Here is a 25675-nt window from a genome sequence, read left to right as displayed (position 1 = left end):
AGCGCGGTGCAATCCTAAGGCGATATTGCGGAGACAACGATGTCCGCGCGAATGGAGCAATGATGATCCGAGAAACGAAAGAGCCGGCGGCGCCGGACCAACCGGGCCGGCAGACCAGGTCCGGCAGCAGGCGCATCGTCGGCCGAGTCATCGGCGGGGTCGTGGCCGCCGCATCGATCGCCGTCGCGAGCTTCGGCTCGATCACGTCCGCCGCTGCGGGTCAGGACATCAACGCGTCGATGACGATCATCGCCCCGGCAGCTGCCGGTGGCGGCTGGGACACGGTCGCTCGCGAACTGCAGCAGGCGCAGAAGGCCGACGGGCTCGTCAACAACGTGCAGGTGGTCAACATGCCAGGGGCCGGCGGAACGATCGCGCTCGGCAATGTCTCCGTGCTCGACGGTGAACCCAACAACCTCCTCGTCGGAGGAACTGGCCTGCTGGCCGCCACCATCCAGTACGACTCCGCGGCGAAGCTCGAAGACGTCACGCCGCTCGCGGTGATGGTCGAGGAGTATGACGTCATCGTCGTCCCAGCCGACTCCCCGTACGAGACCCTCGAGGACCTCGCCACGGCATGGAAGGCCGACCCGAAGTCCATCCCCTGGACGGGCGGTGGCTCGTTCGACCAGCTCGTGGTGACCGACCTCGCGCTGAGCGCAGGCATCGAGCCCGTCGACACGACCTACATCTCATCCGACGGCGGTGGCGAGGCCATCCAGGCGCTCCTCAACGGCACGGCGAAGGCCGCGGCAGGAGGCTACGCGGACAACATCGACCAGATCGAGGCCGGCAGGTTGCGGGCCCTCGCGGTCGTGGCGGAGGAGCCCATCGAAGGCGTCGACATTCCGACAGCCGCCGAGCAGGGCTACGACATCTCGCTCACGAACTGGCGCTCGATCCACGCTCCCTCCGGCCTGACCGAGGAGCAGACGGACGCCCTCGCCGAACTCGTGGTGCAGACGACGGAGACACCCGAATGGCAGGAAGCCATCGAGAGGTACCACTGGAACGAGCGCCTCATCACGGGAGACGAGCTCGACACGTTCCTCGCTGAAGAGGAACTGCGCATCAAGGCGCTCTACGAGGAGATGGGACAATGACGCACCACGCGAACCCGACGGCCGCGTCGGCGGTCATCGGCGGGGACCTGACCTTCGCCGCAGGCCCAAGCAAGACGGCCACCCTCCTCAAGGGACTGACGATGCCGCTGGTCATCGCAGCCTTCGCCACCTACCTCGTCTACGGGATCTTCACGATGAAGGTGCCAGAGGGGGCCGACTTCCCTGGGCCGCAGTTCTTCCCCGGCCTCATCGCCGCCGGCCTGTACCTCTTCGCGGCTCTCCTCGCGGTTGGTGCTGTCCGTGAGATGCGCGCGACCGCGGCCTCTCCGTCGACGATGACCGAGGAGGAGCTCCTCGCCCGCGCGCTGGCCGATGACGAGGCGCTTGCTGCGGCGGGCGCAGCAGGCGCCCCCCGCAAGGTGCGCGTCGACCTGAGATCGTTTGCCTGGGTCGTCGGCTCGTTCCTGGTGTTCTCGCTGACGCTCGACCTGCTCGGCTGGGTCATCGCAGCAGCCCTCCTCTTCTGGTGTGTGGCCCGCGGCTTCGGCTCGACGAAGCCAGTGGCGAGCCTCGTCGTGGGCTTCACGCTGAGCTCGCTTGCCTACATCGCCTTCGACATGGCACTCGGCATGTCGCTCCCGTCCGGCATCCTCGGAGGTATCTGACATGGAAACGCTCCAACTCCTCATGGAGGGGTTCGCCGGTGCCCTCACCTGGCAGAACCTCATGTGGGTCTTCGTCGGCTGCCTCCTCGGGACCGCCGTCGGCGTGCTGCCGGGCCTCGGCTCCTCGATGGCGGTTGCCCTCCTGCTGCCCGTCACGTTCTCGCTCGAGCCGACGGCTGCGTTCATCATGTTCGCCGGCGTCTACTTCGGTGGCCTCTTCGGCGACTCGACCATGGGCATCCTGATGAACACGCCAGGCCAGGCGTCAGCCATCGCCTCCACGTTCGAGGGCCACAAGATGGCGCTGAACGGTCGGGCTGCTCAGGCGCTCGCGACGGCTGCCATCGGCGCGTTCATCGGTGGCTTCATCGCCTCGATCGTGGTGGTCTTCCTGGCCCCTGCGCTTGCCGACTTCTCCAGCAGCTTCGGGCCGGCGGAGTTCTTCGCCCTTGCCGTGTTCGCGTTCGCGGCGACCTCCACCGTGGTCACCGACAACGTCGTCAAGGGGCTCACGGCCCTGTTCATCGGCCTGGGCATCGCGGTCATCGGCATCGATGGCGTCTCCGGCGCCCCGCGCTTCACGATGGACTCCCCACAGCTGTTCGACGGCATCTCGCTGGTGACCGTGACGGTCGCGGTCCTCGCGCTCGGTGAGGTCATCTACGTCGCCTGCCTCGAGCGGCACGTCAACGACAAGGGCATGATCCGTCCGAAGGGTCGCCCGTGGCTGAGCCGCAAGGAATTCAAGGAGGCCACTCCGGCCTGGCTGCGCGGCACCGTCATCGGTCTTCCGTTCGGTGTTGTGCCGGCCGGTGGCTCCGAGATCCCCACGTTCCTCGCCTTCGGCTTGGAGAAGCGACTGGACGCGCGCCGCAAGGACCCGCAGTTCGGCAAGGGCGCGATCAGGGGCCTCGCAGCCCCGGAGGCCGCTGGCAACGCGACGACGGGTATGGCGATGGGCGCGCTCCTGGCGCTCGGCCTCCCCATCTCGGCGACGGCAGCGATCATGCTCGCCGCGTTCCGTCAGTACGGCCTGCAGCCGGGCCCGCTGCTCTTCGACCGCGCCCCTGAGCTGGTCTGGGCGCTGCTCGCGAGCTTCTTCATCGCCATGGTGGTGCTGCTCGTCCTGAACCTGCCGTTCGCGATGCTGTGGGCGAAGCTGCTCCTGATCCCGCGCCCGTACCTGTACGCGGGCATCACGATCTTCTGCGCGCTCGGCATCTACGCCACGTCGGGTTCGACGTTCGATCTGCTCATGCTGCTCGGGGTCGGCCTGCTCGGCTTCCTCATGCGGGCCCTTGACTTCCCGATCGCACCGCTCATCATCGGCATGGTTCTCGGGCCGCTGGCCGAGACCAGCCTGCGGGATGCGGCGATGAGCGCCAACGGCGACTTCTCCGTGCTGGTGCAGGGGCCGATCGCGATCGCGCTCTACACCCTGCTGGCGCTCGTGCTCGCCTTCACCGTGCGCGGCCGCCTGGTGGCGCGCAAGCGTGCCAAGCAGGAGGCGAAGGAGCTCGTGAACAGCTAGCGGGAGCCACCCACTGCAGCAGACTCACAGCTCCACGCTGCTGGTTCCGGGCGTCTGGCCGACCATGGCGGCGGCGATCGATTCGATCGTCGCCGCCATGGCGCGTGCGGCGCGAGAGAGGGGCACGTCGCTCCGGTGAGCGAGGCTCACGGTGCGCTGCAGGATGGAGCTGGTGAGCCTGGCGGAGCGGAAGCCCGCCCGCCCGCGGATGACCATGGCCGGCACAACCGCGACGCCGAGTCCGAGCTCCACGAACCGCAGCACCGCATCCATCTCCGGCCCCTCGACCACCACGTTCGGTCGCAGATCGGCCTTGAGGAACGCGGCCTCTGCTGTTGCACGAAGGTCGTAGCCCCGAGAGAAGACCACTTGCGGGGCGGCGGCAAGTTCCTCGAGGGTGATGGTGGGGGAGCGGATCGCTGCGGCCCCGTCGATGGGGGACACCACGACGAGTTCCTCGTTGAGCAGCGGCAGCCTGGTGAGGGTGGCGCGTGGGGTCTGCCTGGATTCGGGGGTCGTGATGAGCGCGAGATCGAGCGCGCCTTCCGCCAGCTGCTCGATGAGGCCCTGGGAGCCGCTCTCCGAGACGTGCAGCTCGATGCCGGGATGCGAGGCGTGGAACGACTGCAAGGCGTCCGCGACGAGGCTCACGCACAGCGAGGGTGTGGCGCCGAGCCGCACCGTGCCTCGCTGGAGGTCGGTGAGCTCCGCCATCTCGCGCCGCACCGAGTCGGCGTCGGCGAGCATTCGCCGCGCGAGCGGGAGCAGGGACTCGCCGGCATCGGTGAGGGCGATTCGACCGGGTGTGCGGTTGAAGAGGGGCGCGCCGAGGTCCTGCTCGAGGGTCGAGATCTGTCGGCTCAGCGAGGGCTGCGCGAGATGCAGCACCTCCGCCGCCCGGGTGAAGTGCCCCTGCGAGGCGACCTCCACGAAACTCCGCAACTGGTCCAGGTTCATGGCGATAGCCTACGTGCATCAGGATGAACAGGACTATGCATTGGAGTAATCATGCGGTGCTCTCTAACGTTGCTGACATGACCGCGACCAAGTCCATCGAACGCCAGATCTCCACCACCGTGCTCGTCATCGGAACCGGCGGTTCCGGCCTGCGCGCCGCCATCGAAGTCGCCGAGCAGGGCGTCGACGTGCTCGCCGTCGGCAAGCGCCCCAAGCACGACGCCCACACCTCGCTCGCCGCCGGTGGCATCAACGCGGCCCTCGGCACGATGGACGCGGACGACAGCTGGCAGCAGCACGCCGCCGACACCATCAAGGAGAGCTACTGGCTCGCCAACCCGCACACCGTCGAGATCGTGACCAGGGGCGCCGAGCAGGGCATCCGCGACCTCGAGCGCTACGGCATGGGCTTCCAGCGCGAAGGCGACGGCCGCATCTCGCAGCGCTTCTTCGGCGCCCACAAGTTCCGCCGCACCGCCTTCGCCGGCGACTACACGGGCCTCGAGATCCAGCGCTCGCTCGTCGCCCGCACGGAGCAGCTGAACATCCCCATCCTCGACACCGTCTACATCACCCGCATCCTCGTGCGCGACAATGTCGTCTTCGGTGCATACGGGTTCGACATCAACGACGGCACGAGGTACCTCATCCACGCCGACTCGGTGATCCTCGCCGCCGGTGGGCACAACCGCATCTGGCGGCGCACCTCCTCGCGACGCGACGAGAACACGGGCGACTCGTTCCGCCTCGCCGTCGAAGCCGGCGGGCGCCTCCGCGACCCCGAGCTCGTGCAGTTCCACCCCTCTGGCATCATCGAGCCGGAGAACGCGGCTGGCACGCTCGTCTCGGAAGCCGCCCGCGGCGAAGGCGGCATCCTCACGAACGGCCTGGGGGAGCGCTTCATGGAGCGCTACGATCCCGAGCGCATGGAGCTCTCGACGCGTGACCGGGTCGCGCTCGCCGCGTACACCGAGATCAAGGAGGGCCGCGGCACCGCGAACGGCGGCGTCTGGCTCGACGTCTCGCACCTGCCCCGCGAGACGATCATGAACCGCCTGCCGCGCATCTACCAGCAGATGCTCGACCTGCAGATGCTCGACATCACCGTGAGCCCGATCGAGATCGCGCCGACCGCCCACTACTCGATGGGCGGAGTGTGGGTCCGCCCCGACGACCACGGCACCGACGTCGACGGGCTCTACGCGATCGGCGAGGCGTCGAGCGGCCTCCACGGCGCGAACCGCCTCGGCGGCAACTCGCTCATCGAGCTGCTCGTCTTCGGCCGCATCGTCGGCCGGGCGGCCGTCGCCCACTCCGAGGGCCTGGATGCGCAGCTCCGGTCCCCGGCAGCCGTCGCGCAGGCGCGCGGCGAGATCGACGCCCTGCTCAGCGCCGATGGTCGTGAGAACGTGCGCGCCCTGCAGCGCGCCATCCGCGACACGATGACCGAGTTCGCGGGCGTCGTGCGAGACGAAGAGGGGCTCAAGGCCGGTATCGCAGCGCTCGATGTCATCGAGGCTCGGATGGAGGACGTCGGCATCCACCCCGACATCGCCGGGTTCCAGGACCTCGCGCACGCCTTCGACCTGAAGTCGTCGGCGCTCGCTGCGAGGGCGACCCTGGAGGCCGCTCTGGAACGTCGTGAGACGCGCGGCTGCCACAACCGCAGCGACTTCCCCGAACTCGACCCCGCCATGCAGGTCAACCTCGTGTGGTCGCCGGGCGGCGGCATCACCCGCGAGGAGATCCCGCCCGTGCCCGCCGAGATCGCCGAGCTCATCGGCGAGGTCTCTGTGGAGGGGAAGCTCGTCGAATGACGGCAAGCCAGGATCGGACGATCGAGCCCGTCTAGCGAATCGGGAATCCCGATTCCGAGCTGGGTGTAGACACCGCGGGAGCGACGAGCGCACAATGAAGTGCTCCATCACTCTCGCGGTGTCCGACCTCGGCTGGTGTGCCTTCGATCGTCAGCAGATGTGAACGCAGTCGCCGTGCATCCACTGTCAGGAACACCCCGATCCCGCAGGAGCCCCTCATGAGCACCGACGACACCTCGAACCCACTTGCACGCAAGACACCGCTCGGCGGCCGAACGGGGGTTGCGATCGTCGCGATCGTGCCCCTGCTCGCGCTCGCCGCGTTCCTCCTCATCGGCTTCATCGCGGGTGGATGGGGATGGGCGTGGGTCTTCTTCCTCGCCATCCCCATCTCCGCGATCATCGTCTACGGCGTTGGAGGCAAGAGCGGCGGTTGACCCGCGGAACCCGGCTGTTCAGGTGCTGAGTCGGCCTCTTTCCTCCGCGCGGGGCCGTGGATGGGCAGTCGAAGGACCCCGGTGCGAAGGTCCTCCCGACGCACGTCCCGCGTGTAATCGAAGTGCGGGTCCTTCTTCAGCTGCATGACCAGCGAGACCGCGAGCAGCGCGACGATGACCGTGAAGGGCAGCGCAGAGAGCATCGCCGCCTGCTGCAGCGCCTGCAACCCGCCGGTGAGAAGCAGCAGGGCCGCGCAGAGGCCGGTCAGCGCGCCCCAGATCGCCAACACCAGCTTCGTCGGCTCGAGCGCGCCGCGCGACGACATCATGCTGAGGACGAACGTGTTCGCGTCAGCACCGGAGACGAAGAACAACACGACCAGGATGATCGCGACCACTGAGGTGATGCCCACCAGTGGGAGGTTGGAGAGCATCTCGAAGAACGCGGTATTGACATCGGCACTCGCGGCCTCGCCGATGCTGCCGACCCCGTCCATGTCGAACTTGATCGCCGACCCACCGAAGATGGTGAACCAGGCGAAGAAGACGAGGCTCGGAACGACCATCACGCCGATCACGAACTGGCGAATCGTGCGGCCACGCGAGATCTTCGCGAGGAAGACGCCCACGAACGCACCCCAGCTCAGCCACCAGGCCATCATGAAGTACGTCCACCACTGCATCCACTGCCCGTCCTCTGCCGTGAGCGGGGTCGTGAGGCTCATCGAGAAGAAGTCACCGAAGTACGCACCCGTCGCCCGGAAGAACAGGTTGGTGATGAAGTTCGTCGGGCCCGCGAAGAAGACGTAGATGGCAAGGAGGATCGAGGCGAGCATCGTGAACTGGCTGATGTACTTGATGCCGCGATTCACGCCTGACAGGGCGGAGAGCGTGAAGATGACCGTGATGACGGCGATGACGAGGATCTGCGTGAAGGTCTCTGCGGGCAAGCCGAAGACCCGGTTCAGACCCTCGGTGATCTGCGACGCTCCGAGGCCGAGCGAGGTCGTCGTGCCGAACAGCGTCGCGATGATGGCGAAGACATCGATGACGTTGCCGAGCCACCCGTCGACGCGTTTGCCGAGAATCGGGCGCAGCATGGGGGAGACGAGACCCGTGTTGCCCTTGCGGTGCGTCGAGTAGGCGATGGCGACGCCGAACACGCCGAACACGGCCCAGGCATGGGGCCCCCAGTCGAGGTACGAGTACTGCATGGCGACGACCGCGGCCTCAGCGGTGCCCGGATCGGCGAGTGCGTGCGGCGGCAGCACGAAGTGCGAGATCGGCTCGGCGACACCGTAGCTGATGAGCCCGACGCCCATCACGGTCGAGACGATCATGGCGAGCCAGGCCCACGTGGTGAATTCGGGGCGGTCCTCGTCAGCCCCGAGTCTCACCCGTCCGAACCTGCTGCACGCAAGGTAGATGAGCAAGCCGATGCAGCCGGTCGTGACAAGGAGGTACGACCAGCCGACGGTCGCCGAGGCCCAGTTGATGGCTCCCGTCATCGATGCGTTGAGCGTCTCAGGCGACAGTGCCGCCCACGACACGAACGCCAGGATGAGGGCGATCGAAACCCAGAAGACGACGCCGGGACGGTGACGCAGCGCGTCGGCCGCCGCCTGGGCGCGACTCGGGCCGGACGTCGGCTCGAGCCCGTGACCATCGAGTGCGTCGTCGTCGTGCAGCTCGGGCTTCGGAGGATGGTGAAGAGTCATGGTGTTGCTCCACTTCGGAGGAGGCAGGCCCGGGAGGGCGGAACGGTCATCGCGGTTGTGATGACCTGGTCAGAGCTCTGAGAGCCCTCGTCCATCGAAGAACTTGCCGGCCTTGTACAGAATGGGCGCGTCGTCGGTGGTCGTCGCGTGGTGCACGCGGCCGATGAAGATGGTGTGCGTGAGCGCCTGGAAGCGCTCCTTGATCTCGACCTCGATGGAGGCGGAGGAGCCGTCGATGAGCGGGCTGCCTTCTGGCCCTTCGTGCCAGGTGATGTCGGCGAACTTGTCCGAAGACTTGGAGGCGAAGGTCGCGAGCACGTGCTGCTGCTCGCTCGAGAGGATGTTGATGCCGAGGTGCGTGGATCTGAAGAGCGAGGGGTAGGTCGACGACGACTTCTGCACGCACACGAGCACGAGCGGCGGATCGAGCGACACCGAGGAGTAGGCGCTGACGGCGAGTCCGCGTGGCCGGCCCTCCTCGTCCTTCGTCGTGACGACCGTGACGCCGGAGATGAACTGCTTGTTGAAGGCCTTGAGCATCTCGCGCGGGGGAGCTGCGGACTCGTCGGCGTAGTCGGCGTCGGCATCCTCGAACGCCGAGTGCAGGGAGGGGAGGCCGAGGTGGGTGAGCAGCTCGGCTGAGTCCCAGGTCACGCGCTCGGAAGAGACGCGTCCGTCCCGCAGGGTGCCGTAGTTGGATCCGTTCGTGACGACGCGCTTGCCTGTCGGGGGGACAGTGCCGAGCGGCTGGCTGAACGTGCCGTCGGAGGTCCAGAAGACGGCGAGCGCGTCGTCCTCGACCAGGACCTGGTCGATGCGCGTGACGAGGTCCGGGAACGCGGCGCGCACCTCGGAGACCTCCTGCTTGAACTCGTCGAGTGCAGATACCCGACCCGATCTTGTGCTCTCGCGCCGATAGTCCGTGGTCACGAGGGCTTCGAACGCACCGAAGTCACCCCGATCCCAGACGTCGGACCATGCAGCTGCGACAGCATCTTTGATGTTTGCTTGCATGCAACGGAGCGTAACCCCGCGTTCATGCATGCGTCAACGCTTCGTTGTAAACGTTGTGTTTCCTGAGAAAATAGGAGCTCGTTGACAATCCTGTGGCATGCCAGCTAGCGTTCTTGTATGCAACAGATCACGCCGTTGGGTCTCAGCGATGAGGCGTACGCAGACCTCCCTCTCCTCGAGCGACTCCGCCGTCTCGTGACGAGCGGCACGTACCCGCCAGGCGACCCGATGCCGGAGCTCGTGCTCGCGCAGGAGTTCGGCGTCAGCCGCACCCCCATCCGCGAGGCCCTCAAGCAGCTGGAGAACGAGGGCCTCGTCGAGATCCGTCCCCGCGTCGGGACGTTCGTGCGAACACCCACCAGGCGGGAGATCGTCGAGCTGTTCCAGCTCAAGGAATCGCTGGAAGGGCTCGCCGCCAACCTGCTCGCCCGCCGCGGCCCCACCTCGGAGGTCGCAGCCCTCTCGCGCAACCTCGACGAGAGCGACGCCGCCGCCAAGGCCGGCGACACGGCCGAATACGCCCGCCTCGTGCACGAGTTCCACTGGACCATCGTGCTCGGCGCCGACAACGCGAAGCTCGCGGAGCACTACGAGCGCCTCATGAACCAGCTCGCCTACCACCGCATCGTGCTGCGCACGATCGAGCGCCCCGGTCGTCTGCTCGCCTCCAACCACGAGCACCGCGCGGTTGTCCGCTCGATCGTCGAGAAGGATGCGATCGGCGCCGAGTTCGCCATGCGAACACACGTCGAGGCGTCGAGCCGCGCAGCCCTCGCGCCGGCCGATCACGGCAACCCGGCCGACAGCGAGTCGATCACCGCCTGAGTCGCCGACGCCCATCCGGGCACACCAGACGATCGAGGAGACCAGGAGCCACCATGACCACCACCGCCACAGCGACCGAGCGTCGCGGCGAGACACTGCGCGAGCGCGCCGTCGCCCTCGGCGTGCGAAAGATCTCGACTGCCTACGAGGACATCATCTCGGACGGCGGCGTCGACGCCCCGACCGCGATCCGGCAGGTGAGCGCCGTCGCCGTCGTCCGCAACCCGTGGATCGGGGCCGGGCCCCTCGCCGACCTCACGGAGGCGACGTCCGAGATCGCCCCCATCGTCGCCAAGCTCCTCAGCGACCGCCTCCTCGAGGCGCTCGGCGGGGCCGCCAACGTCGAAGCGTTCGGCAAGGCCGCCGTCGTCGGCGTCGACGGCGAGATCGAGCACGCCGGCGCGCTCATCCACACCCCCTACTTCGGCAACCTGCTCCGCGAGTTCCTCGAGGGCACCTCGATCATCTGCTTCTCGGACACGAGAGCCGATGCCGGGGGCGATCTGCGAGTGCCGCTCTGGCACAAGACCGCGGCGGCGACCCGCAGCCACTACCAGTCACTCGACGTGCACCTCGCGGATGCACCGCACCGCGACGAGATCGCGGTCATCGCGGTCGCGTCGTCCGGCCCCCGCCCTCACCCCCGGATCGGAGACCGCACGACCGACGTGAAGGTCACCTCCGACATCCTGAAAGGAATCGCAGCATGAAGGTTCGCAGAGTCATCACCATCGTCGACGAGACGCTCATCGAGGGCGGCCGCACGGTCTCGCCCGCAGCGAGGACCGCGGTCGTGGCCGCCATCATCGAGAACCCGTGGGCTGGCCAGGGATTCGTCGAGGACCTGAGCGCCGGCATCGACGCCGTCGCATCCGAGCTCGGAGCGCTGCTCGCGCCCCGAGTCATGGAGGCGCTCGCAGCCCCTCTCGAGGCATACGGCAAAGCCGCGATCATCGGGCTGAACGGCGAGGTCGAGCACGGCTCGGCGCTCATCCACACGCTCAAGTTCGGCGACCACTTCCGGAAGGCAGCAAACGCGAGCACCCTGCTGCCCGCAGTCGAGAAGCGAGGGCCGGCCGGCGTCGCGTTCGACATCCCGCTCAAGCACTTCACCGACGCGACGATCCGCTCGCACCACCAGTCGTTCGAGGTGCGGATCGCGGATGCGCCGCACCCGGACGAGATCCTCGTCGCCCTGGCCGGGGCTGCCCAGGGCCGCCCGCAGCAGCGGCTCGCGGCGCTCTCGACCGAGCTGTAGCGGGGCGACGACGTGAGCTCGACGCCGACACGCACGCCCATCGTGCTGCTGCACGGGGTGGGGCTTGATCGGAGCATGTGGGGCCGCGTCGAGGAGCTGCTCGACCGGCCGACGATCGCCCTCGACCTGCCGGGTCATGGGGCCCAGCCGCGCCTGCGCGGGGCGATGTCGCTCGCCGAGTTCGCGGCCGACGTCGCTGAGCGACTTCCGAGCGGGCCGGTCCACCTCGTGGGCTTCTCACTCGGGGCGCTCGTCGCCCAGCGAATCGCGAGCCACTCGAACGACCGAGTCCGGTCGCTCGTCTGCGTCAGCTCCGTCTGCCAGCGGACCCCGGAGGAGCGCGCCGCAGTACTCGCCCGGTTGGCTTCGGCACGGACCGACTTCGCTGCGACCGTCGAGCGCTCGCTCGAACGCTGGTACTCGGGAAGCGACGTCGCTCCCGAGACAGTCGACGCGACGAGGCGCGTGCTCGAAGCCAACGACGTCGAGTCGTTCGGGCACGCCTACGAGATCTTCGCGACGGGTGACCGGCAGATCGAAGCTGATCTGGCCTCCATCTCCATCCCGACCCTCGCCATCACGGGCGAGCTCGACCCCGGCTCGACGCCCGACATGAGCCGCAGGCTCGCGGCCGCCATCCCGGATGCCCGGTCGCGCATCGTCGCCGGCGTCCGGCACATGCTTCCCGTCGAAGCGCCCGAGGCCTTCGCCGCGGAGCTCGCGGAGCACATCGAAGACACGGAACTCTCCAACTCCAAGCACCACGAAGGAGCACACCATGACTGACCGCTACGGACATTTCATCGACGGGGGCTGGCGCGATCCCGCCGGCGGCGCCTACTTCGAGAGCATCAACCCCGCGACCCTCGACGTGCTGTACGAGGCGGCGAGGGGTGACGCCGCCGATGTCGAGCTGGCGGTCTCCGCGGCCAGGCGGGCGTTCGAGGCGCCCAGCTGGAGCGGGCTCACGGCGACGCAGCGAGGCAAGCTGCTGCGTCGCCTTGGCGACCTGGTGGCCGAGAACGCCGACGAGCTCGCCCGCCTGGAGAGCCTCGACAACGGCAAGCTCCTGCGCGAGATGCGCGGCCAGCTCGCGTCGCTGCCCGAGTACCTCTACTACTACGGCGGGCTCGCCGACAAGATCCAGGGCTCGCAGATCCCAACCAGCAACCTGCAGATCCTCAACTACACGCAGCACGAGCCGCTCGGCGTGGTCGGCGCGATCACACCGTGGAACTCCCCGCTGACGCTCACGACCTCGAAGCTCGCGCCTGCGCTCGCAGCCGGCAACACCGTCGTCATCAAGCCGAGTGAGTACACCTCGCGCACCGTGCTCCGCTTCGCGCAGCTCGCGAGCGAGGCCGGGTTCCCCGACGGTGTCGTCAACGTCGTCACGGGCCTCGGCGCAGAAGCAGGCGCGGCGCTCGTCGAGAGCCCCCTCATCGCGAAGATCTCCTTCACGGGGTCGACGCGCACGGGCTCGGCCATCGCGGCGAGCGCGGCGGCACGATTCATCGGATGCACGCTCGAATTGGGCGGGAAGAGCCCGAACATCGTGTTCGACGACGCGAACATCGAGAACGCGGCGATGGGGGTCATCGCGGGGATCTACGCCGCGGCGGGCCAGACCTGCATCGCCGGGAGCCGCGTCTTCGCTCATCGCTCCGTCTACGACGAGCTCCTCGAGCGCGTCTCCGCTCGCGCGAAGTCCATCGTCATCGGCGACCCCCTCGACGATGCGACCGAGCTCGGCCCCCTCGCCTTCAGCGACCAGCTCGAGAAGGTCAGATCGTATGTCGGCATCGGTGTCGACGAGGGCGCGACCCTCTACGCCGGAGGCGGTCGCCCCGACGTGCAGCTCCCCGGCTACTACTTCGAGCCCACCGTGCTGACCGACGTCACCAACAGCATGCGCGTCGTCCGCGAGGAGATCTTCGGGCCCGTCGCCGCCATCATGCCCTTCGACACGGAGGACGAGGTCGTCGGGCTGGCCAACGACACCGAGTTCGGCCTCGCGGCCGGCGTGTGGACGCAGAACCTCGCCCGCGCCCATCGCCTCTCGCGTCGCCTCGACGCCGGCACCATCTGGGTCAACACCTACCGCGCCATGTCGCCCATGTCTCCGAGGCAGGGCTTCAAGAACTCCGGCGTCGGCATCGAGCACGGCATCGAGTCCATGCACGAGTACACGCGCCTCAAGAGCGTGTGGATCAACACCGACGAATCGCCCGTCGCCGACCCGTTCGTGATGCGGGGGTAGGGGCGCATGCCACTCATCGACATCTCCATCGCCAAGGGGCGCACTCCGGAGCAGCTCAGGGCCCTCATCGACGGCGTGCACCGCGTCGCCGAGGAGGCCGTGGGCGCAGCACCGGAGAACATCACCGTCGTCATCCGCGAGATCGAGCACGAGCACTGGTCTCGCGGGAACACCACCATCGCGGAACGCGCCAGCCGCCGCTGACGGCAGCAGCACCTCCACTCTCGAAAGGACACGACAATGCGTTTCTCTCTGTTCATCCACATGGAGCGCTGGGACGACTCCGTCAGCACCGAGCAGCTCTTCGCGGAGCTCGTCGAGCTCACGCTCCTGGCCGAGAAGGCCGGCTTCAGCACGGTGTGGATCGGCGAGCACCACTCGATGGAGTACACGATCTCCCCGAGCCCCATGCCGCAGCTCGCGTACCTCGCCGCGGTCACCACGAAGATCCGGCTCGGCGCGGGCACCATCATCGCCCCCTTCTGGAACCCGCTCCGGGTGGCCGGAGAGACGGCCCTGCTCGACGTCATCAGCGGCGGGCGCGCCGAGGTTGGACTGGCGCGCGGCGCGTACCAGTTCGAGTTCGACCGCCTCGCAGGCGGCATGCCAGGCAAGGAGGGCGGCAAGCACCTGCGCGAGCTGATCCCCGCCGTGCGCGAGCTCTGGCAGGGCGACTACGCCCACGACGGCGAGGTCTGGCAGTTCCCCGTCTCCACGAGCGTCCCGAAGCCCGTGCAGCAGCCGACTCCGCCGATGTGGGTCGCGGCCCGCGACCCCGACACGCACGACTTCGCGGTCGCCAACGGCTGCAACGTCATGGTGACGCCGCTCATGAAGGGCGACGAGGAGGTCGCCGACCTCGTGACCAAGTTCGAGACAGCAGTGTCGAACCATCCCGAGGTTGCGCGCCCCGAGATCATGGTGCTGCGCCACACCTACGTGCACGAGGAGAGCGACCCAGACGGCTGGCGACCGGCCGCCGAAGGGGTCAACAAGTTCTACCGCACCTTCGACGCCTGGTTCGGCAACAAGACCGACCCCGTCGACGGGTTCCTCGAGCCGAGCCCCGAGGCGAAGTTCTCGGAGCGGCCCGAGTTCACGCCCGAGTCACTGCACAGGACCGCGATGATCGGCACGCCGGACGAGGTCATCGCCCGCCTGCGCGAGTACGAGTCGCTCGGGGTCGACGAGTTCAGCTTCTGGAGCGACAACTCCCTCTCCCACGAGCAGAAGAAGCGCTCGCTCGAGCTGTTCATCGAGCACGTCGTACCCGCCTTCCAGTAGCTCGGGGCTCACGCGCCCCGGCCGAGGTCAGGGGCGCGTGAGCTTCAGCAGGAGCACGGGCGTCTTCGCCTTGTACTCCTCGTAGTCGGCGTCGCCGCCCCACTTCTTGTCGGCCTTGGCCTCGAGCAGCGGCACTCCGCTGACCTTCGAGAGCAGCAGCACGACGAAGACCGGCGAGATGAGCGCGATCCACTGCCAGCCGACCAGGACGGGGATGGCGACGATGGCGACGCCCACCCAGAGCAGGATCTCGCCGAAGTAGTTGGGATGGCGCGAACGGGACCAGAGGCCCGTGCGGATGAACCGACCCTTGTTCGCCGGGTCGGCCTTGAACGCGTTCTTCTGCAGGTCGGCGACGACCTCGATGACGAACCCGGCCACCCAGATGACGATGCCCACGATGCCGAGCCAGCCGATGGGCTCGCGCTCCGCGGTGCCGCCGGCGATCGCGATCCACGCCGCGGCGGCCGTGAGGCTCACCCAGAGGCCCTGCATGATCCAGACCCGCAGGAAGCGCAGCTTGTCGCCCTTGATGTCGTCGAAGCGATCGTCGGACCCCGAGCGGTGGATGCGCGCGAAGAGGAACGAGCCAAGCCGCAGGGCCCACAGGATCACCATGGCTCCGAGGATCCAGGAGCGGGCATCCGGTGCCGGTGCCGCGATGAGCAGGCCGATGGTGACGACGATGAACGTCGCGCTTCCCGTGAGGTCGAAGAACCGCTCGGTCTTCGCCGCCGCCGAGGGCAGGTAGACGAGCACCTGGATGAGGAACGCGGCCGCGACGGCCCACGCGTAGAGGGGGAACCCGGCGAGCGCCGCCCCGCCCTGGCTGCCGGCCAGCGCGACGAGCGCCCCGATCAGCACGGCGATGGCGATCGTGATGATCGTCGCCCGGTTCTTGCTTCCCGCGGTGCTCGTGCCGCCAGGGGTGATGTCGCTCGTCATGCTGTTGCCTCTCGAGGCGCTGTGCGCCGGGGGGAATGGGGTGATCAGGAAGAGTAGAGGGCGTCGACGACGTCCGTGCTGCGCTGCAGCACCGCTGCGCGCTTGAGCTTCAGCGTCGGCGTCACGAAGGTCGGATCGTCGAGGTCCGTCGCGATGAGCGTGAAGCGCCGCACCTGCTCGCTGCGGGCGACGAGCTCGTTGGCGCGGTCGACGGCGCGCTGGACGTGCTCGCGCGCCTTCGCATCCACGACCGTCAGGAGCTCGTGCTGCTCTGGCCTCGGGTGGGCGCTCGCGGCGACCTCGGCGGAGAACTCGGCGAGTGCCAATGGGTCGAGGATGATGAGCGCCGAGAGGTAGTTGCGTCCCTCGCCGATCATGACGGCGTGCGAGACGAGGGAGTCCGACTCGACGGAGGACTCCCACCTCATGGGAACGATGGTCTTGCCGTTCGAGGTGACGATGACGTCCTTCAGGCGTCCCTCGAGGACAACCCGGCCCTGCTCGTCGAGGCGGCCGAGGTCGCCGGTTCGGAAGAAGCCGTCGACGAATGCGTCCTGGTTGTGCTCGGGGTTCCGGTAGCCGCTGAAGACGCCGATCCCGCGGGCCAGGATCTCCCCGTCGTCGCTGATGCGAACCGTGGAGCCGGGCAGCGGCCGACCGACCGTTCCCGAGCGGATGTCGCTCGGGAGGTTGCCGGTCAGGGGCGCCGTCGTCTCGGTGAGGCCGTACCCCTCGATGACGGGCACGCCGATGCCGCCGAAGAAGAGGGAGAGCTCGGCGTCGAGGGTGGCACCGCCGGAGAGGATGTGGGTGACGCGGCCGCCCATGACCTGCCGCAGTCGGCGGTAGAAGACCGCGTCGAAGAGGCCGTGTCGGATGCGCAGGCCAAGCGGGGCGCGTGCGGCCGGAGTCGCCGTCTCGCGGAACTCACCCCACTCGACGGCTGTGCTCTGCGCCGACGCCCAGACCTTGGCGAGCCCGCTCGCGGCTGCCTTGGCGCCGGCTGCGGCCTGGATCTTCTGCAGGACGCGGGGCACGACGACGAGGAACGTCGGCTTCAGCTGCCCGAGGGTGCCGACGACGGCGGTCGGGTCGGCGAGGTGGGCGATGCGCATGCCGCTCGCGAGGCAGATGAGCTGCAGTCCGCGGGCGAGCACGTGGGCGAGGGGCAGGAAGATGATGGTGTTGCCCGCGGGATGCACGACCTCGCCGTAGGCAGCTGCGATGTTGAGGACCTGGCCGAGGAAGTTCTCGTGCGTGAGCACGGCCCCCTTGGGCTCTCCAGTGGTGCCGGAGGTGTAGACGATCGTCGCGGGGGAGTCGGCGGTGGCGAGCAGGCGTCGCTCCTCGAGCGCCTCGTCGGCGACGCCGAGCCCGAGGGCGGCGAGGCGATCGAGGTCGCGATGCTCGCCGGGGCCGTCGGCCGCATCCATCGACCAGACGCCGAGCGCGTCGGACCCGCGCGCATCGAGCGGTGTCGTGAGCAGTCCGACATGGTGGGCGCTGCCGCCGACCGCGAGCACCACCTTGGCGTCGTGGATGATGGCCGAGACCTGGGTGGGTGCCGAGGTCTCGTAGATCGGTACGACGACGCCGCCGGCGAACCACACAGCGAGGTCTGCGACGGCCCACTCGTAGCGGGTGGGTGCCATGATGGCGATCGCGTCGCCGGGCCGCACGCCGATGGCGAGCAGCCCCTTGGCGACTGCTCGCACGGTCTCCGTGAACTCACGCGTGGAGACGTCGCGCCACGGAGCACTCGGGTCGGTGGGGTCGCTCGGCACCTCGAACGCCGCGTGGTCCGGGGCGATCTCAGCCCGCCGGGCGAGCAGGTCGGTGACGTTGCGGTACCCGCCGGGGGCTCCGATGACGTCGGGGCCCACGAGGAGGGGAGTCGAGGATTCCAGCACTGCAGCCGCCTTTCGCGCGCCGGGCTGTCTCGCCCGTGTACGAAGGATTCGGAGCAGGGGAAGCCGGTGGATTGGACCGTATCGTGTCTTCGGCTTCGGGGGCTATCGACCCGCCAGATTTTTGCTAGCCGGGCTAGCTATCACGCCGTCTGGGCGACTGTGTGGCGGTCGGCGCTGGCGGTTCGGGCGCTGCGCGGTCGACGCAGAAGGGCGTCAACGGCCCACCGTCCGCCTCCCGTGAGGACAAGCGCGATGCCGAGGAGCGCCAGCACGAGCACGAACTCGTAGCCGCCGTCCTGCGCGAAGAAGCCTGCCGTGAAGTGCACCGTGAACATGGCGCCGAGCGAGACGATCGCGAGCAGGGCTGCGGCGACGCGAGTGAAGAGACCCGCGAGGAGCAGCACTCCGGCGCCGATCTCCACGAAGGGGAGGGCGACGCCTGCCACGTCGGCGAGCGGGACGCCGAGACCCGCGAGCATCTCCTGGACGCCGCCGATTCCCGTGGTCGTGAGCTTCTGGACTCCGTGGAGCAGCATGGTCGCGCCGAGCGCGATACGGAGGATGAGCAGAGCGGCATTCGCTGAGGTTGACATGCGGTCGACGCTAGGAAGAGAGCCAAGCGGGAACCTGAGAAGCCCTGGTCGTAAGTGATGCGCAGCTGTCCGGGTGCGCCCCGGGTGTTCCTGGTCGTCCGCGAGGCGAGCTTCACCGACGCCCGTCTGCTGGGCCGCAGGTGCTTGCATGACGGAAGGCCCGGAGGGTGAACTGCTCTTCAGCCCGAACCCGTCTGTATGACTTTGCTATGACTCAGAGCTTCTGGGCCCTGGCCGGGCGTGCCTGCTCTGCGTGGTCGCCGGGGTCAACCCGCGAGCGGCTCGATCGTCGTGCCGCTCTCGGTCGCTTTGCCGAACCTCGGTGCCTCGCCGACGAAGGTGCATCCGCGGAACGTCGTGGCGGGGTTGAACTTGGCTCCGGTGAAGCTGCAGTCGATGAACCGCGTGTTCGTGAACTCAGCGCCGGAGAGCTCGGCGCCATCGAAGGCGCAGTTCGAGAAGACCGTGCCGGGGACGGCGCGGAGGCGTCGCAGCTTCGCGTCGCGGAACGTGCAGTCGGAGACCTCGGGACCGATGGAGGCCTGCGGGATGCTCGCGCCCGTGAACGCACAGGCCCGCAGCGAGCCCTCGAGTCGGGTGTGCGCCGTCAGCTTCGCGCCGTCGAAGTGGCAGTGCGTGAGGGTGCTGTTGCTGATGCTGAGCCCGCCGACGAGGCTGCTGGCGTCGATGTTCGAGAGGTCGAGGTGCGCGATGGCGATGCCGAGGCTGCCGGCCTGCAGCTCGCGGAGGTCTGTGGTTCCGGCGGACGCGTCGTGCCAGCTGGGCGTGAGCCGATGCGGCCCGGGCACGACGCTCGAGAGGCGCGAGAGCTGGGTGCGCAGCGACGAGAGCTCCTCGGAGGTCCATCGTTCGCGGAGGGTCTTGCGGTCGGCGGCGCTCATGCCCTCGAGCGTAGCGGGCCTGGCAGATGGGCTGAGCTGAAGGGATCGAGCACGACGTGGGGTGGGAGTTTCGGGCAGGCGCCGACCCCCTTCCTCTTCGCTATCCTGTTCGCAGCGTCGCGTGCCGCTGGCAGTTCGTGTCAGGCATGGAGGCGCCGAATCGAAGGAGAACGGCGATGATGTCGTCACCCCCTTCGCCCTCGTGTGACTGAGGGCGAACCTGATGAGTGCGAACGAGGAAGCCAGGCTCATTGCCTGGAGCAGCGAGCTGAGGGCCGTGCACGCGCGTCTGCGTACCGCTCTGCGAGTCACCAGAGAAGCGGTCGAGAGCGGTGATCCGGCAGAGCCGGCGGCGCGAGACCTGCTGCTGTACTGCCACGGTTTCTGCTCGGCGCTCGATGGGCACCACCGTGGCGAGGACCGCGAGCTGTTCCCGGCGATCGCGGCGGCGCATCCCGAGCTGCGTGACACGTTGCGGTACCTGCAGCAGGATCATTCGATGATCGCGCACCTCCTCTCGGGGCTGCAGTCGTCCGTGGACGCGGGTGCGCCGCCCCGTGTGCTCGACCGCCACCTCGAGGGCATCGCCGCGATCATGGAGTCGCACTTCCGCTATGAGGAGCGGCAGCTGCTCGAGGTGCTCGAGACGCTGGCGTTCGACGCCGATCCCTCTGCCGTGCTTGGGCCCCTGTAGCGCGTCAGTCGCGGTGCCTCTCGGTGTCGGTCGTGCTGCTGGGCTCAGCCCGATGCTCGAGGGGCGCTCGGGATCGGTGCGACGACCAGGCGGCCCACAGTTCGCGGTGGGGGCCCTCGGAATCGAGCAGCTCGTCGTGCGTTCCGTCCTCCACGATGCGACCGTGCTCCATGACGAGCACCCGTTCGGCGCTGCTCGCCTGCGTCAGGTGGTGGGCGACGGTGACGACCGTCCGCCCCGCGAGGGCTCGCCGTGCCGCGGCCTCGAGGGCGCGTGCGTCGGTCGTGTCGGCGTCGGCCGTCGCCTCGTCGAGGATGACGATGGGGGCGCGGGTCACGAGCGCACGAGCGAGGGCGAGGCGGTGCGCATCCGTGGCCGTGAGCTCGGCGTTGCCCTCGCCGATGAGCGTCTCGAGGCCGTCGGTGAACGTGTGCCGCCATCGTTGCCCCGCGACCGATTCGAGGGCTTCGTGCAGCTCCGCGTCACTTGCGTTCTCGCGGGCCATGAGGAGGTTGTGGCGGAGGGTTCCCGAGAAGACGTGCACGTCCTGGCTCACCATCACGACCCGTCGCGCCCGCTCGTTCTCCTCCATGACTGCCGGGTCGAGCCCGGCGACGTCGACACGCCCTTCGCGCACATCGAGGAGCCCCATGAGCACGCGTGCAAGGGTGCTCTTGCCCGCACCGGACGAGCCGACGATCGCCACGCGCTGGCCTGCCGGGATGCGCAGCTCGTCGATCCAGAGGACCGCCGGGCGGCCGGGGTACGCGGCGACGACACCGCGCAGCTCCATGTCAGGGGTGGCTGGCTCCCCGGCGACGGCGGCGGCGATCGCTGCCCCTGCCGCGGAGGCGGGCGCGGAGAGCCCGGCCGGTGCAGGAGCGAGCTGGATGACGCCCGCGACGCGGGCGAGCGAGGCGCCCGCCGACTGCAGGTCGTCGACGAGCATGAGCAGCGCGATGAAAGGCCCGAAGAGGGCTTGGAAGAGGAGCGCCGCGGTCGTGACCTCACCGATCGTCGCCGAACCGCTGAAGGCGAGCCAGGCGCCGACGAGGAGGACCGATGCCAGGCCGACGGCCTCAGCCATGTTCATGCGGAACCCGAAGCGGCTCTGCACGATGCGGGTGCGCAGCGACCAGCGCAGCACGTTCCAGGAGCGCGTGCGGATGCGCTCGGTGATGGCCTTGCCCCACCCGAAGGCGTGCACGGTCGGGAGGGCCTGGATGGCGGAGACCATCTCGCGGGAGCGCGACGCGACGGCGACCCGCTCGGCGGCGTAGAGGCGTGGCGCCTTCCGCAGGTAGCGCCACAGGGCGAAGGCATGCACGGGCACGACGGTGAGCATGGCGAGCAGGAACAGGGGGTTGAGGACGGCGAGGCCGATGCCCGTCGCGATGACCGCGAGCCCCGCCGAGACGACGGCAGGCACGGCGCCCGTGGTCACCTCGCCGACGGTGTCGACGTCGTCGGTGGCCCGGGAGACGAGCTCGCCGTCGGCGATCTCGTCGACGAGGACCGGCGGCAGGGAGAGCGCGGCGGAGACGAAGTCCTCGCGGAGGCGGGCGAGCGCCGTCTCCAGGACCGCGGCGAGCGCCATCGCGCCGAGGGCGCCGAGGGCCGCGCTGCCAGCGATCCCGGCGATGAGCAGGAGCGCGACGTCGAGGAGGCTGTGGTCGACGCCCGTGACGGCGTCAACGAGACGCCCCAGCCCCGTGGGCACGAGCAGCGCTGCGCCCGCGGCGGCCCCGAGCAGGGCGATCGAGAGCACGAGCATCCACGGGCGAAGGGTGAGCAGATGCCAGGCGAGCCTGGCTGCGCGCTTGCCGCTCGCGATCGGCAGCGTCGTGGGCTTGGCCGACGAGTGCATGCCGGTCACGCGACCGCCTCCGCGTAGTGGAGGTCCGTCGACATCAGCTCTTCGTGGGTTCCCTCTGCCGTGATGCTGCCGTCGCGGAGCACGAGCACGCGGTCAGCCCTGACGAGGAGCTGCGGGTTGGAGCAGACCACGACGGTCGCGCGCTGGGCCGTGGCCGTGCGCATCCGCTCGCCGATGTGCTGCTCGGTGACGGCGTCGATGGATCCGGTCGGCTCGTGCAGCACGAGGACGGGGGCCGGGGCGGCGAGGGCCCTGGCGAGGGCGAGCCGCTGGCGCTGGCCGCCGGAGAGGGTGCGCCCCGCACCGCCGAGTGGGGTGCGGATGCCGTTCGGCAGCTGCTCGAGCACGTCCTCGAACGCGGCGGCCGCGAGCGCGTCGTCGGGCGATCGTCGCGCGCCGGCGACGCCGGTCACGCCGACGACGTTCGCCGCGACGGTGCCCGGAACGGTGTGGGCGGCGTGGGGCGCCGCGGTCACGAGCTCGTGGAGGCGGTCGGCATCGACTTCCGCGAGCGGGAGCCCGTCGACCGTGATGGTGCCGAGGGGCGGGTGGATGCGCCCGCCGAGCAGTCCGACGAGCTCGGCGGCGTCGTGGGCGTCGGCGACGACGCCGATGATCTCGCCCCGCTCGACCGTGAAGCTCACCTCGCGGAGGTGCTCGCCGGTGAGGCCGGATACAGCGAGTGCCGGGTTCGGGCCCACAGGGGCCGGGCGCGCTGCGGTCGGGCGTTCGCGGGCCGACGCGCCGCCTGGGGTCTCCGCACTCGGGTCGACGGCTGGTCCTGCGCCTCCGCGCGGCTCCCGCGCATAGGGGGCCTGGAGCAGGGAGAGCACGCGCTTCGCGGAGGCGCCGGCTCGCGCCCACACGGCGCCCACGTTGACGGCGAGCGCTTCCATCGGGCCCATGACGACCTGGACGACGCCGACGACGGTGATCAGCTGCCCGACCGTGATGCTTCCCTGGGCGGCGAGGGCCGCGGCGATGAGGCCGATCGCGACGACGAAAATCCCCGTCGCGGTGCTCGAGACGCCCACGAACCACGCCTCGGCCCTCCTCGTGGCGATCGCCGCGACGCGCGCCCGCTGGCTCGCTTCCGCGTAGCTGCGGGCGGCGCGCCCCGTCGCCCCGAGCGCTGTGAGGGTGCGGAACCCCGCGATGGCGTTGGCGGCGAGCGACGCGGAGTCGGCGGTGAGCCGCTGCTGGTCTTCGGCCCGCGCGCGCAGGTGCCTGCCGAAGCGGTCGAGCAGCAGGAGGAAGAGGGGACCGCCGACGATCACGGCGACCCCGAGCGGCCAGGCGATGCTGATGAGCACGACGCCCGCGGCGATGACGGCGGCGAGCTCGGCGACGGGGTGCACGAAGAGGAGACCGCCGAACGCGACCCGCTGCACGTCGGACCCGCCGACGCCGAGCAGCTCACCCGTGGGGCGCTGCCGGTCGCCGAAGCCGCGGGGGTCGAGGCTGCGCTCGCTCACCCGCATCCGCAGCTCGTGGTGTGCTCGCTGGATACCGTTCACGAGGAAGTAGACGCCGGTCCGGTACGACCAGGCCAGCAACACGAAGACGGCGACGAGCACCGCGACCCACACCGCGAGCTGGGAAACGTCTCGGTCGACGATGCCGCGGTCGATGACGAGGCCCACCACGACCGGCACCGCCACCTCGCAGAGCTGGTGCGAGACGAAGAGGGCGGTCGCCGGGGCGAGCCAGCGCTTCACGCTCATCGCGGTCTGCACGATGAGGCGCCTTGGCCCGGTCGTCTGCGCTGCTGCCACGCGGCGGCCTCCTGCTGGGTGCGATCAACGTGCTTCGGATGCGCGGGAACTGAGCCGCGAGACGCCTCCGGTCAGGGCGACCTTGCTATTTTCCCTAGTTTCGAGAATTCCGCGCCCGCGTCGCTCCTGTGGGGCGATCACGGGTGCGGCATTCACGTGTGCCGCATTCAGTCGAGGGAGAGCCACCCGCCGAGGTGGGCGGCGACGCTGACATCGCCGGGCAGGAGCCGGACCGCCGGGTCGGGCCTCTGCTCGGTGCGCCACGCCGCGGCCGCGCCCCAGCGTTCCGTGCGGCGGAGCGCGCGTTCCGACCTCACGACGACGTGCTCGTTGAAGCGTACTGTTCCGAGATCGGAGACGCCGACCTCGGACACCGCACGCTGGAGGGCGCTTGCCTCTGGCCGGGCTGCTCGGCCGGGCAGCGGGGCGGTGACCTCGCGTGTCGGTGCCACCGGCCGACCGAAGCTCACGGCGGCGTCGATCTCGATGCGGACTCGCCCGCGGGGGAGCGCGTGCGAGGCCGGGACCACTCTCGTATCCGCACCGAAGAGCCGGTGGTGCTCGTCTGGGACGACGACGCTCGCGTGGGGGAGGTGCTCGAGGAGGCTGTCCACGCAGACGAAGGCGGCACCCGCGCTCGGCGCAGCGGCCAGTACGGCGATGACGTCGGGGGCCGCTGCGCGGAGTGCGCGGGGTCGAGAGCCGTCGACGCCGATCTTCCGCGACAGCAGCAGGGTCTCGGCGTTCTTGTGCACCTGGCTGTCCGCGTCGGCGGCGGTCCTGCCAGCCCAGTCCGGGCCGTCGTGCCAGGCCACGGCGGCCGGCTCGTAGGCGAGCACCGCCCCGGCGAGCCAGGCTCGGTGGGCCCACTCCCAGTCTTCGCCGCCGTAGCCGAGGAAGTCCTCGTCGAAGCCACCCGTCTGGTCGAAGAACCAGCGGGTGCACGAGAAGACGGCGCCGATGACGAACCGGTAGGAGCGGTCGTCGGCATCGAGCAGCCTGCGCGAATCACGGTAGGCGTCGGCGAGCCAGGCGGGTTCCTCGAGCTCATGCACGGGGCCGGCCGCCTCGACCGCAGCGTCGGCGTCCACGTCGGCGAAGTCCGCGTGCTTGCGGTGGCCCGCGACAACCGCCTCCGGGAGGAGGGACGGCAGCGCCGCCATCCGCGACACGTACTCGGGCTCCGGTGCGGTGTCGGCGTCGAGGAAGCACAGCACGTCGCCTGTAGCGGCGCGCGCGCCGAGGTTCCTCGCGGCACCGGCCCGGAAGCCGAGGTCCTCTTGGATGAGGAGGCGCACCCCCGCTGGCACGCGTGGCGCCTCTCGCGATCCGTCGTCGACGACGATGACCTCGAGCAGCTCGGTCGGATGTGTCTGCCGCGAGAGGGCGGCGAGGGTTCGGTCGAGCTCCGCCTGCTGCTCGAAGTGCACGACGATGACCGAGACGCTTCGCGGTGCGGGGTCCTCGGCACGTACGCCAGCGCGAGCGCCACTGTCCGTGTCAGCGAGGGCGAGGTCCCAGCGGTTGCCGGGGACCGGGCGGCCGAACGGGGGCAGCTCGGGTGCGCTTGCGCTCACAGCGCCGCCCACCAGGTGAGGTAGGCGCGGGCGATCTCCTCGATGCTCGGGGAGGTCGACGTGGCCTCGTCGAGCCACGTCGACTCGGGCTCGCGGAGCGCACCTCGCAGCGCCTCGGCGAACTGGCCATCCCGCACGAGGCGCATGGTCTTCGGGCGGATGGTGTCCATCTCGCGGAAGTAGTCGGAGTCGACCGTGAGCGGCCTGCGGCCTGCGGACAGCCAGTCGGTGAGGGAGCCGGAGGCCGATACGTGCTGGTGCGCGATGATCGGCACGGCGACGGCGCGGCTGCGCGCGAGTCGATCCTCTGGCGAGAGGAACCCGGTGCTCGTGAACTCGACGCCCAGCTCGGCCGCGTACCTGCCGAGGTCGACGAGCTCCTGCTCGTGCCCGGCGGACGCGCAGCCGAGGGCCACGACGCGCGGACGATCGGAGGTCGGGATGGTGGCGACGGCCTCGACGACCTCGAGGTGCCCCTTGCCCGGGTAGTAGAAGCCGAGCACGGCGATCTCGTCGCTCGGCTGCCAGTCGGCGGGGCGGGGCTGCGGGGGCTGGGCCGGAAGCGGCACGACG

At 69.4% G+C, this 25675-nt stretch carries 23 protein-coding genes and 1 pseudogene; 13 read left to right on the top strand and 11 right to left on the bottom strand.

Features of this window, described 5'->3' with window-relative positions; genetic code table 11:
* Positions 1 to 59 precede the first annotated feature (59 nt).
* The 3 genes from GV007_RS13270 to GV007_RS13260 are packed head-to-tail and all read left to right on the top strand — an operon-like array spanning position 60 to position 3260.
* Positions 60 to 1103 carry a tripartite tricarboxylate transporter substrate binding protein gene (locus tag GV007_RS13270; RefSeq protein WP_160073243.1) on the top strand — a complete coding sequence of 348 codons (1044 nt, stop codon included), beginning with the start codon at positions 60 to 62 and terminating at the stop codon, positions 1101 to 1103.
* Positions 1100 to 1729: a tripartite tricarboxylate transporter TctB family protein gene (locus tag GV007_RS13265; RefSeq protein WP_160073241.1), complete on the top strand. Its 630-nt coding sequence runs from the start codon at positions 1100 to 1102 to the stop codon at positions 1727 to 1729. Before GV007_RS13270 ends, GV007_RS13265 begins: the two co-directional genes overlap by 4 nt.
* A 1-nt stretch (position 1730) precedes the next feature.
* Positions 1731 to 3260 carry a tripartite tricarboxylate transporter permease gene (locus tag GV007_RS13260; RefSeq protein ID WP_160073239.1) on the top strand — a complete coding sequence of 510 codons (1530 nt, stop codon included), beginning with the start codon at positions 1731 to 1733 and terminating at the stop codon, positions 3258 to 3260.
* A 24-nt stretch (positions 3261 to 3284) separates the two neighbouring features.
* Here the strand turns inward: GV007_RS13260 and GV007_RS13255 are convergent, their stop codons facing one another.
* Entirely contained in the window at positions 3285 to 4217 is a 933-nt protein-coding gene (locus GV007_RS13255) for a LysR family transcriptional regulator (RefSeq protein WP_160073237.1), read from the bottom strand.
* Positions 4218 to 4294: 77 nt separating this feature from the next.
* Here GV007_RS13255 and GV007_RS13250 point away from each other — a divergent pair, with 77 nt between their 5' ends.
* A complete protein-coding gene (locus GV007_RS13250) occupies positions 4295 to 6034 on the top strand; it encodes an L-aspartate oxidase (protein ID WP_160073235.1) in 1740 nt (579 codons plus the stop codon).
* A 218-nt stretch (positions 6035 to 6252) separates the two neighbouring features.
* Positions 6253 to 6471, top strand: coding sequence for a hypothetical protein (locus tag GV007_RS13245; protein WP_160073233.1), 219 nt, complete (start codon positions 6253 to 6255; stop codon positions 6469 to 6471).
* On the opposite strand, the gene GV007_RS13240 is transcribed toward GV007_RS13245, so the two are convergent.
* Positions 6441 to 8189: a BCCT family transporter gene (locus GV007_RS13240; protein ID WP_160073231.1), complete on the bottom strand. Its 1749-nt coding sequence runs from the start codon at positions 8187 to 8189 to the stop codon at positions 6441 to 6443. The two genes, GV007_RS13245 and GV007_RS13240, sit on opposite strands and share 31 nt — an antisense overlap.
* A 69-nt stretch (positions 8190 to 8258) precedes the next feature.
* The gene (locus GV007_RS13235) at positions 8259 to 9203 is read right to left on the bottom strand and encodes a flavin reductase (RefSeq protein WP_160073229.1); all 945 of its coding nucleotides are present in this window, start codon (positions 9201 to 9203) and stop codon (positions 8259 to 8261) included.
* 117 nt (positions 9204 to 9320) lie between these two features.
* Between GV007_RS13235 and GV007_RS13230 the strand changes: the two genes are divergently transcribed.
* From GV007_RS13230 to GV007_RS13200, 7 genes are read left to right on the top strand one after another with little or no spacing between them, the layout of a single operon-like run.
* Complete coding sequence (locus tag GV007_RS13230) at positions 9321 to 10028, top strand: GntR family transcriptional regulator (protein ID WP_104240960.1); 708 nt, start codon at positions 9321 to 9323, stop codon at positions 10026 to 10028.
* A gap of 53 nt (positions 10029 to 10081) precedes the next feature.
* Complete coding sequence (locus GV007_RS13225) at positions 10082 to 10738, top strand: amino acid synthesis family protein (protein WP_160073227.1); 657 nt, start codon at positions 10082 to 10084, stop codon at positions 10736 to 10738.
* Positions 10735 to 11286 (top strand): amino acid synthesis family protein, encoded by a 552-nt coding sequence (locus GV007_RS13220; RefSeq protein ID WP_160073226.1) that lies wholly within the window; start codon positions 10735 to 10737, stop codon positions 11284 to 11286. Before GV007_RS13225 ends, GV007_RS13220 begins: the two co-directional genes overlap by 4 nt.
* A 12-nt stretch (positions 11287 to 11298) precedes the next feature.
* Positions 11299 to 12072, top strand: a complete 774-nt coding sequence (locus GV007_RS13215; RefSeq protein WP_236558497.1) for an alpha/beta fold hydrolase — start codon at positions 11299 to 11301, stop codon at positions 12070 to 12072.
* Entirely contained in the window at positions 12065 to 13546 is a 1482-nt protein-coding gene (locus tag GV007_RS13210; RefSeq protein WP_160073224.1) for an aldehyde dehydrogenase, read from the top strand. The genes GV007_RS13215 and GV007_RS13210 overlap by 8 nt, the downstream gene beginning before the upstream one ends.
* Before the next feature lie 6 nt (positions 13547 to 13552).
* Positions 13553 to 13750, top strand: coding sequence for a tautomerase family protein (locus GV007_RS13205; protein ID WP_160073222.1), 198 nt, complete (start codon positions 13553 to 13555; stop codon positions 13748 to 13750).
* A 36-nt stretch (positions 13751 to 13786) separates the two neighbouring features.
* A complete protein-coding gene (locus tag GV007_RS13200; RefSeq protein WP_160073220.1) occupies positions 13787 to 14830 on the top strand; it encodes an LLM class flavin-dependent oxidoreductase in 1044 nt (347 codons plus the stop codon).
* Positions 14831 to 14857: 27 nt separating this feature from the next.
* On the opposite strand, the gene GV007_RS13195 is transcribed toward GV007_RS13200, so the two are convergent.
* The 4 genes from GV007_RS13195 to GV007_RS13180 all read right to left on the bottom strand — a co-directional run bounded on the left by GV007_RS13195 (position 14858) and on the right by GV007_RS13180 (position 19180).
* Positions 14858 to 15775 (bottom strand): DUF1295 domain-containing protein, encoded by a 918-nt coding sequence (locus GV007_RS13195; RefSeq protein WP_160073218.1) that lies wholly within the window; start codon positions 15773 to 15775, stop codon positions 14858 to 14860.
* 44 nt (positions 15776 to 15819) lie between these two features.
* The gene (locus tag GV007_RS13190) at positions 15820 to 17685 is read right to left on the bottom strand and encodes an AMP-dependent synthetase/ligase (protein WP_160073216.1); all 1866 of its coding nucleotides are present in this window, start codon (positions 17683 to 17685) and stop codon (positions 15820 to 15822) included.
* A 140-nt stretch (positions 17686 to 17825) separates the two neighbouring features.
* Positions 17826 to 18278 (bottom strand): DoxX family protein, encoded by a 453-nt coding sequence (locus GV007_RS13185; protein ID WP_160073214.1) that lies wholly within the window; start codon positions 18276 to 18278, stop codon positions 17826 to 17828.
* A 266-nt stretch (positions 18279 to 18544) separates the two neighbouring features.
* Positions 18545 to 19180, bottom strand: coding sequence for a pentapeptide repeat-containing protein (locus GV007_RS13180; protein WP_160073212.1), 636 nt, complete (start codon positions 19178 to 19180; stop codon positions 18545 to 18547).
* Positions 19181 to 19403: 223 nt separating this feature from the next.
* Here GV007_RS13180 and GV007_RS13175 point away from each other — a divergent pair, with 223 nt between their 5' ends.
* Positions 19404 to 19874 (top strand): hemerythrin domain-containing protein, encoded by a 471-nt coding sequence (locus GV007_RS13175; protein WP_160073210.1) that lies wholly within the window; start codon positions 19404 to 19406, stop codon positions 19872 to 19874.
* A gap of 4 nt (positions 19875 to 19878) precedes the next feature.
* On the opposite strand, the gene GV007_RS13170 is transcribed toward GV007_RS13175, so the two are convergent.
* The 4 genes and pseudogenes from GV007_RS13170 to GV007_RS13155 form a co-directional block, all read right to left on the bottom strand.
* Complete coding sequence (locus GV007_RS13170; protein WP_236558571.1) at positions 19879 to 21741, bottom strand: ABC transporter ATP-binding protein; 1863 nt, start codon at positions 21739 to 21741, stop codon at positions 19879 to 19881.
* A gap of 5 nt (positions 21742 to 21746) precedes the next feature.
* Positions 21747 to 23525 (bottom strand): ABC transporter transmembrane domain-containing protein, encoded by a 1779-nt coding sequence (locus tag GV007_RS13165; protein ID WP_160073206.1) that lies wholly within the window; start codon positions 23523 to 23525, stop codon positions 21747 to 21749.
* A 167-nt stretch (positions 23526 to 23692) separates the two neighbouring features.
* Positions 23693 to 25102, bottom strand: a complete 1410-nt coding sequence (locus GV007_RS13160) for a glycosyltransferase family 2 protein (protein ID WP_201297700.1) — start codon at positions 25100 to 25102, stop codon at positions 23693 to 23695.
* Positions 25099 to 25675 (bottom strand): annotated as a pseudogene (locus tag GV007_RS13155) (hypothetical protein); the annotation flags it as partial. The pseudogene GV007_RS13155 and the gene GV007_RS13160, both read right to left, overlap by 4 nt.

Source organism: Pseudoclavibacter sp. 8L, assembly GCF_902506465.1.
Classification (GTDB): Bacteria; Actinomycetota; Actinomycetes; order Actinomycetales; family Microbacteriaceae; genus Pseudoclavibacter.
The sequence above is the reverse complement of the archived record's forward strand: the minus strand, read 5'-3'. Positions and strand labels throughout refer to the sequence as shown.

What these genes read in the sequence shown, in the direction of transcription:
- GV007_RS13270 (WP_160073243.1), top strand. Translation starts at nt 60, where the DNA reads ATGATGATCCGAGAAACGAAAGAGCCGGCGGCGCCGGACCAACCGGGC.
- GV007_RS13265 (WP_160073241.1), top strand. Translation starts at nt 1,100, where the DNA reads ATGACGCACCACGCGAACCCGACGGCCGCGTCGGCGGTCATCGGCGGG.
- GV007_RS13260 (WP_160073239.1), top strand. Translation starts at nt 1,731, where the DNA reads ATGGAAACGCTCCAACTCCTCATGGAGGGGTTCGCCGGTGCCCTCACC.
- GV007_RS13255 (WP_160073237.1), bottom strand. Translation starts at nt 4,217, where the DNA reads ATGAACCTGGACCAGTTGCGGAGTTTCGTGGAGGTCGCCTCGCAGGGG.
- GV007_RS13250 (WP_160073235.1), top strand. Translation starts at nt 4,295, where the DNA reads ATGACCGCGACCAAGTCCATCGAACGCCAGATCTCCACCACCGTGCTC.
- GV007_RS13245 (WP_160073233.1), top strand. Translation starts at nt 6,253, where the DNA reads ATGAGCACCGACGACACCTCGAACCCACTTGCACGCAAGACACCGCTC.
- GV007_RS13240 (WP_160073231.1), bottom strand. Translation starts at nt 8,189, where the DNA reads ATGACTCTTCACCATCCTCCGAAGCCCGAGCTGCACGACGACGACGCA.
- GV007_RS13235 (WP_160073229.1), bottom strand. Translation starts at nt 9,203, where the DNA reads ATGCAAGCAAACATCAAAGATGCTGTCGCAGCTGCATGGTCCGACGTC.
- GV007_RS13230 (WP_104240960.1), top strand. Translation starts at nt 9,321, where the DNA reads ATGCAACAGATCACGCCGTTGGGTCTCAGCGATGAGGCGTACGCAGAC.
- GV007_RS13225 (WP_160073227.1), top strand. Translation starts at nt 10,082, where the DNA reads ATGACCACCACCGCCACAGCGACCGAGCGTCGCGGCGAGACACTGCGC.
- GV007_RS13220 (WP_160073226.1), top strand. Translation starts at nt 10,735, where the DNA reads ATGAAGGTTCGCAGAGTCATCACCATCGTCGACGAGACGCTCATCGAG.
- GV007_RS13210 (WP_160073224.1), top strand. Translation starts at nt 12,065, where the DNA reads ATGACTGACCGCTACGGACATTTCATCGACGGGGGCTGGCGCGATCCC.
- GV007_RS13205 (WP_160073222.1), top strand. Translation starts at nt 13,553, where the DNA reads ATGCCACTCATCGACATCTCCATCGCCAAGGGGCGCACTCCGGAGCAG.
- GV007_RS13200 (WP_160073220.1), top strand. Translation starts at nt 13,787, where the DNA reads ATGCGTTTCTCTCTGTTCATCCACATGGAGCGCTGGGACGACTCCGTC.
- GV007_RS13195 (WP_160073218.1), bottom strand. Translation starts at nt 15,775, where the DNA reads ATGACGAGCGACATCACCCCTGGCGGCACGAGCACCGCGGGAAGCAAG.
- GV007_RS13185 (WP_160073214.1), bottom strand. Translation starts at nt 18,278, where the DNA reads ATGTCAACCTCAGCGAATGCCGCTCTGCTCATCCTCCGTATCGCGCTC.
- GV007_RS13180 (WP_160073212.1), bottom strand. Translation starts at nt 19,180, where the DNA reads ATGAGCGCCGCCGACCGCAAGACCCTCCGCGAACGATGGACCTCCGAG.
- GV007_RS13175 (WP_160073210.1), top strand. Translation starts at nt 19,404, where the DNA reads ATGAGTGCGAACGAGGAAGCCAGGCTCATTGCCTGGAGCAGCGAGCTG.
- GV007_RS13170 (WP_236558571.1), bottom strand. Translation starts at nt 21,741, where the DNA reads ATGCACTCGTCGGCCAAGCCCACGACGCTGCCGATCGCGAGCGGCAAG.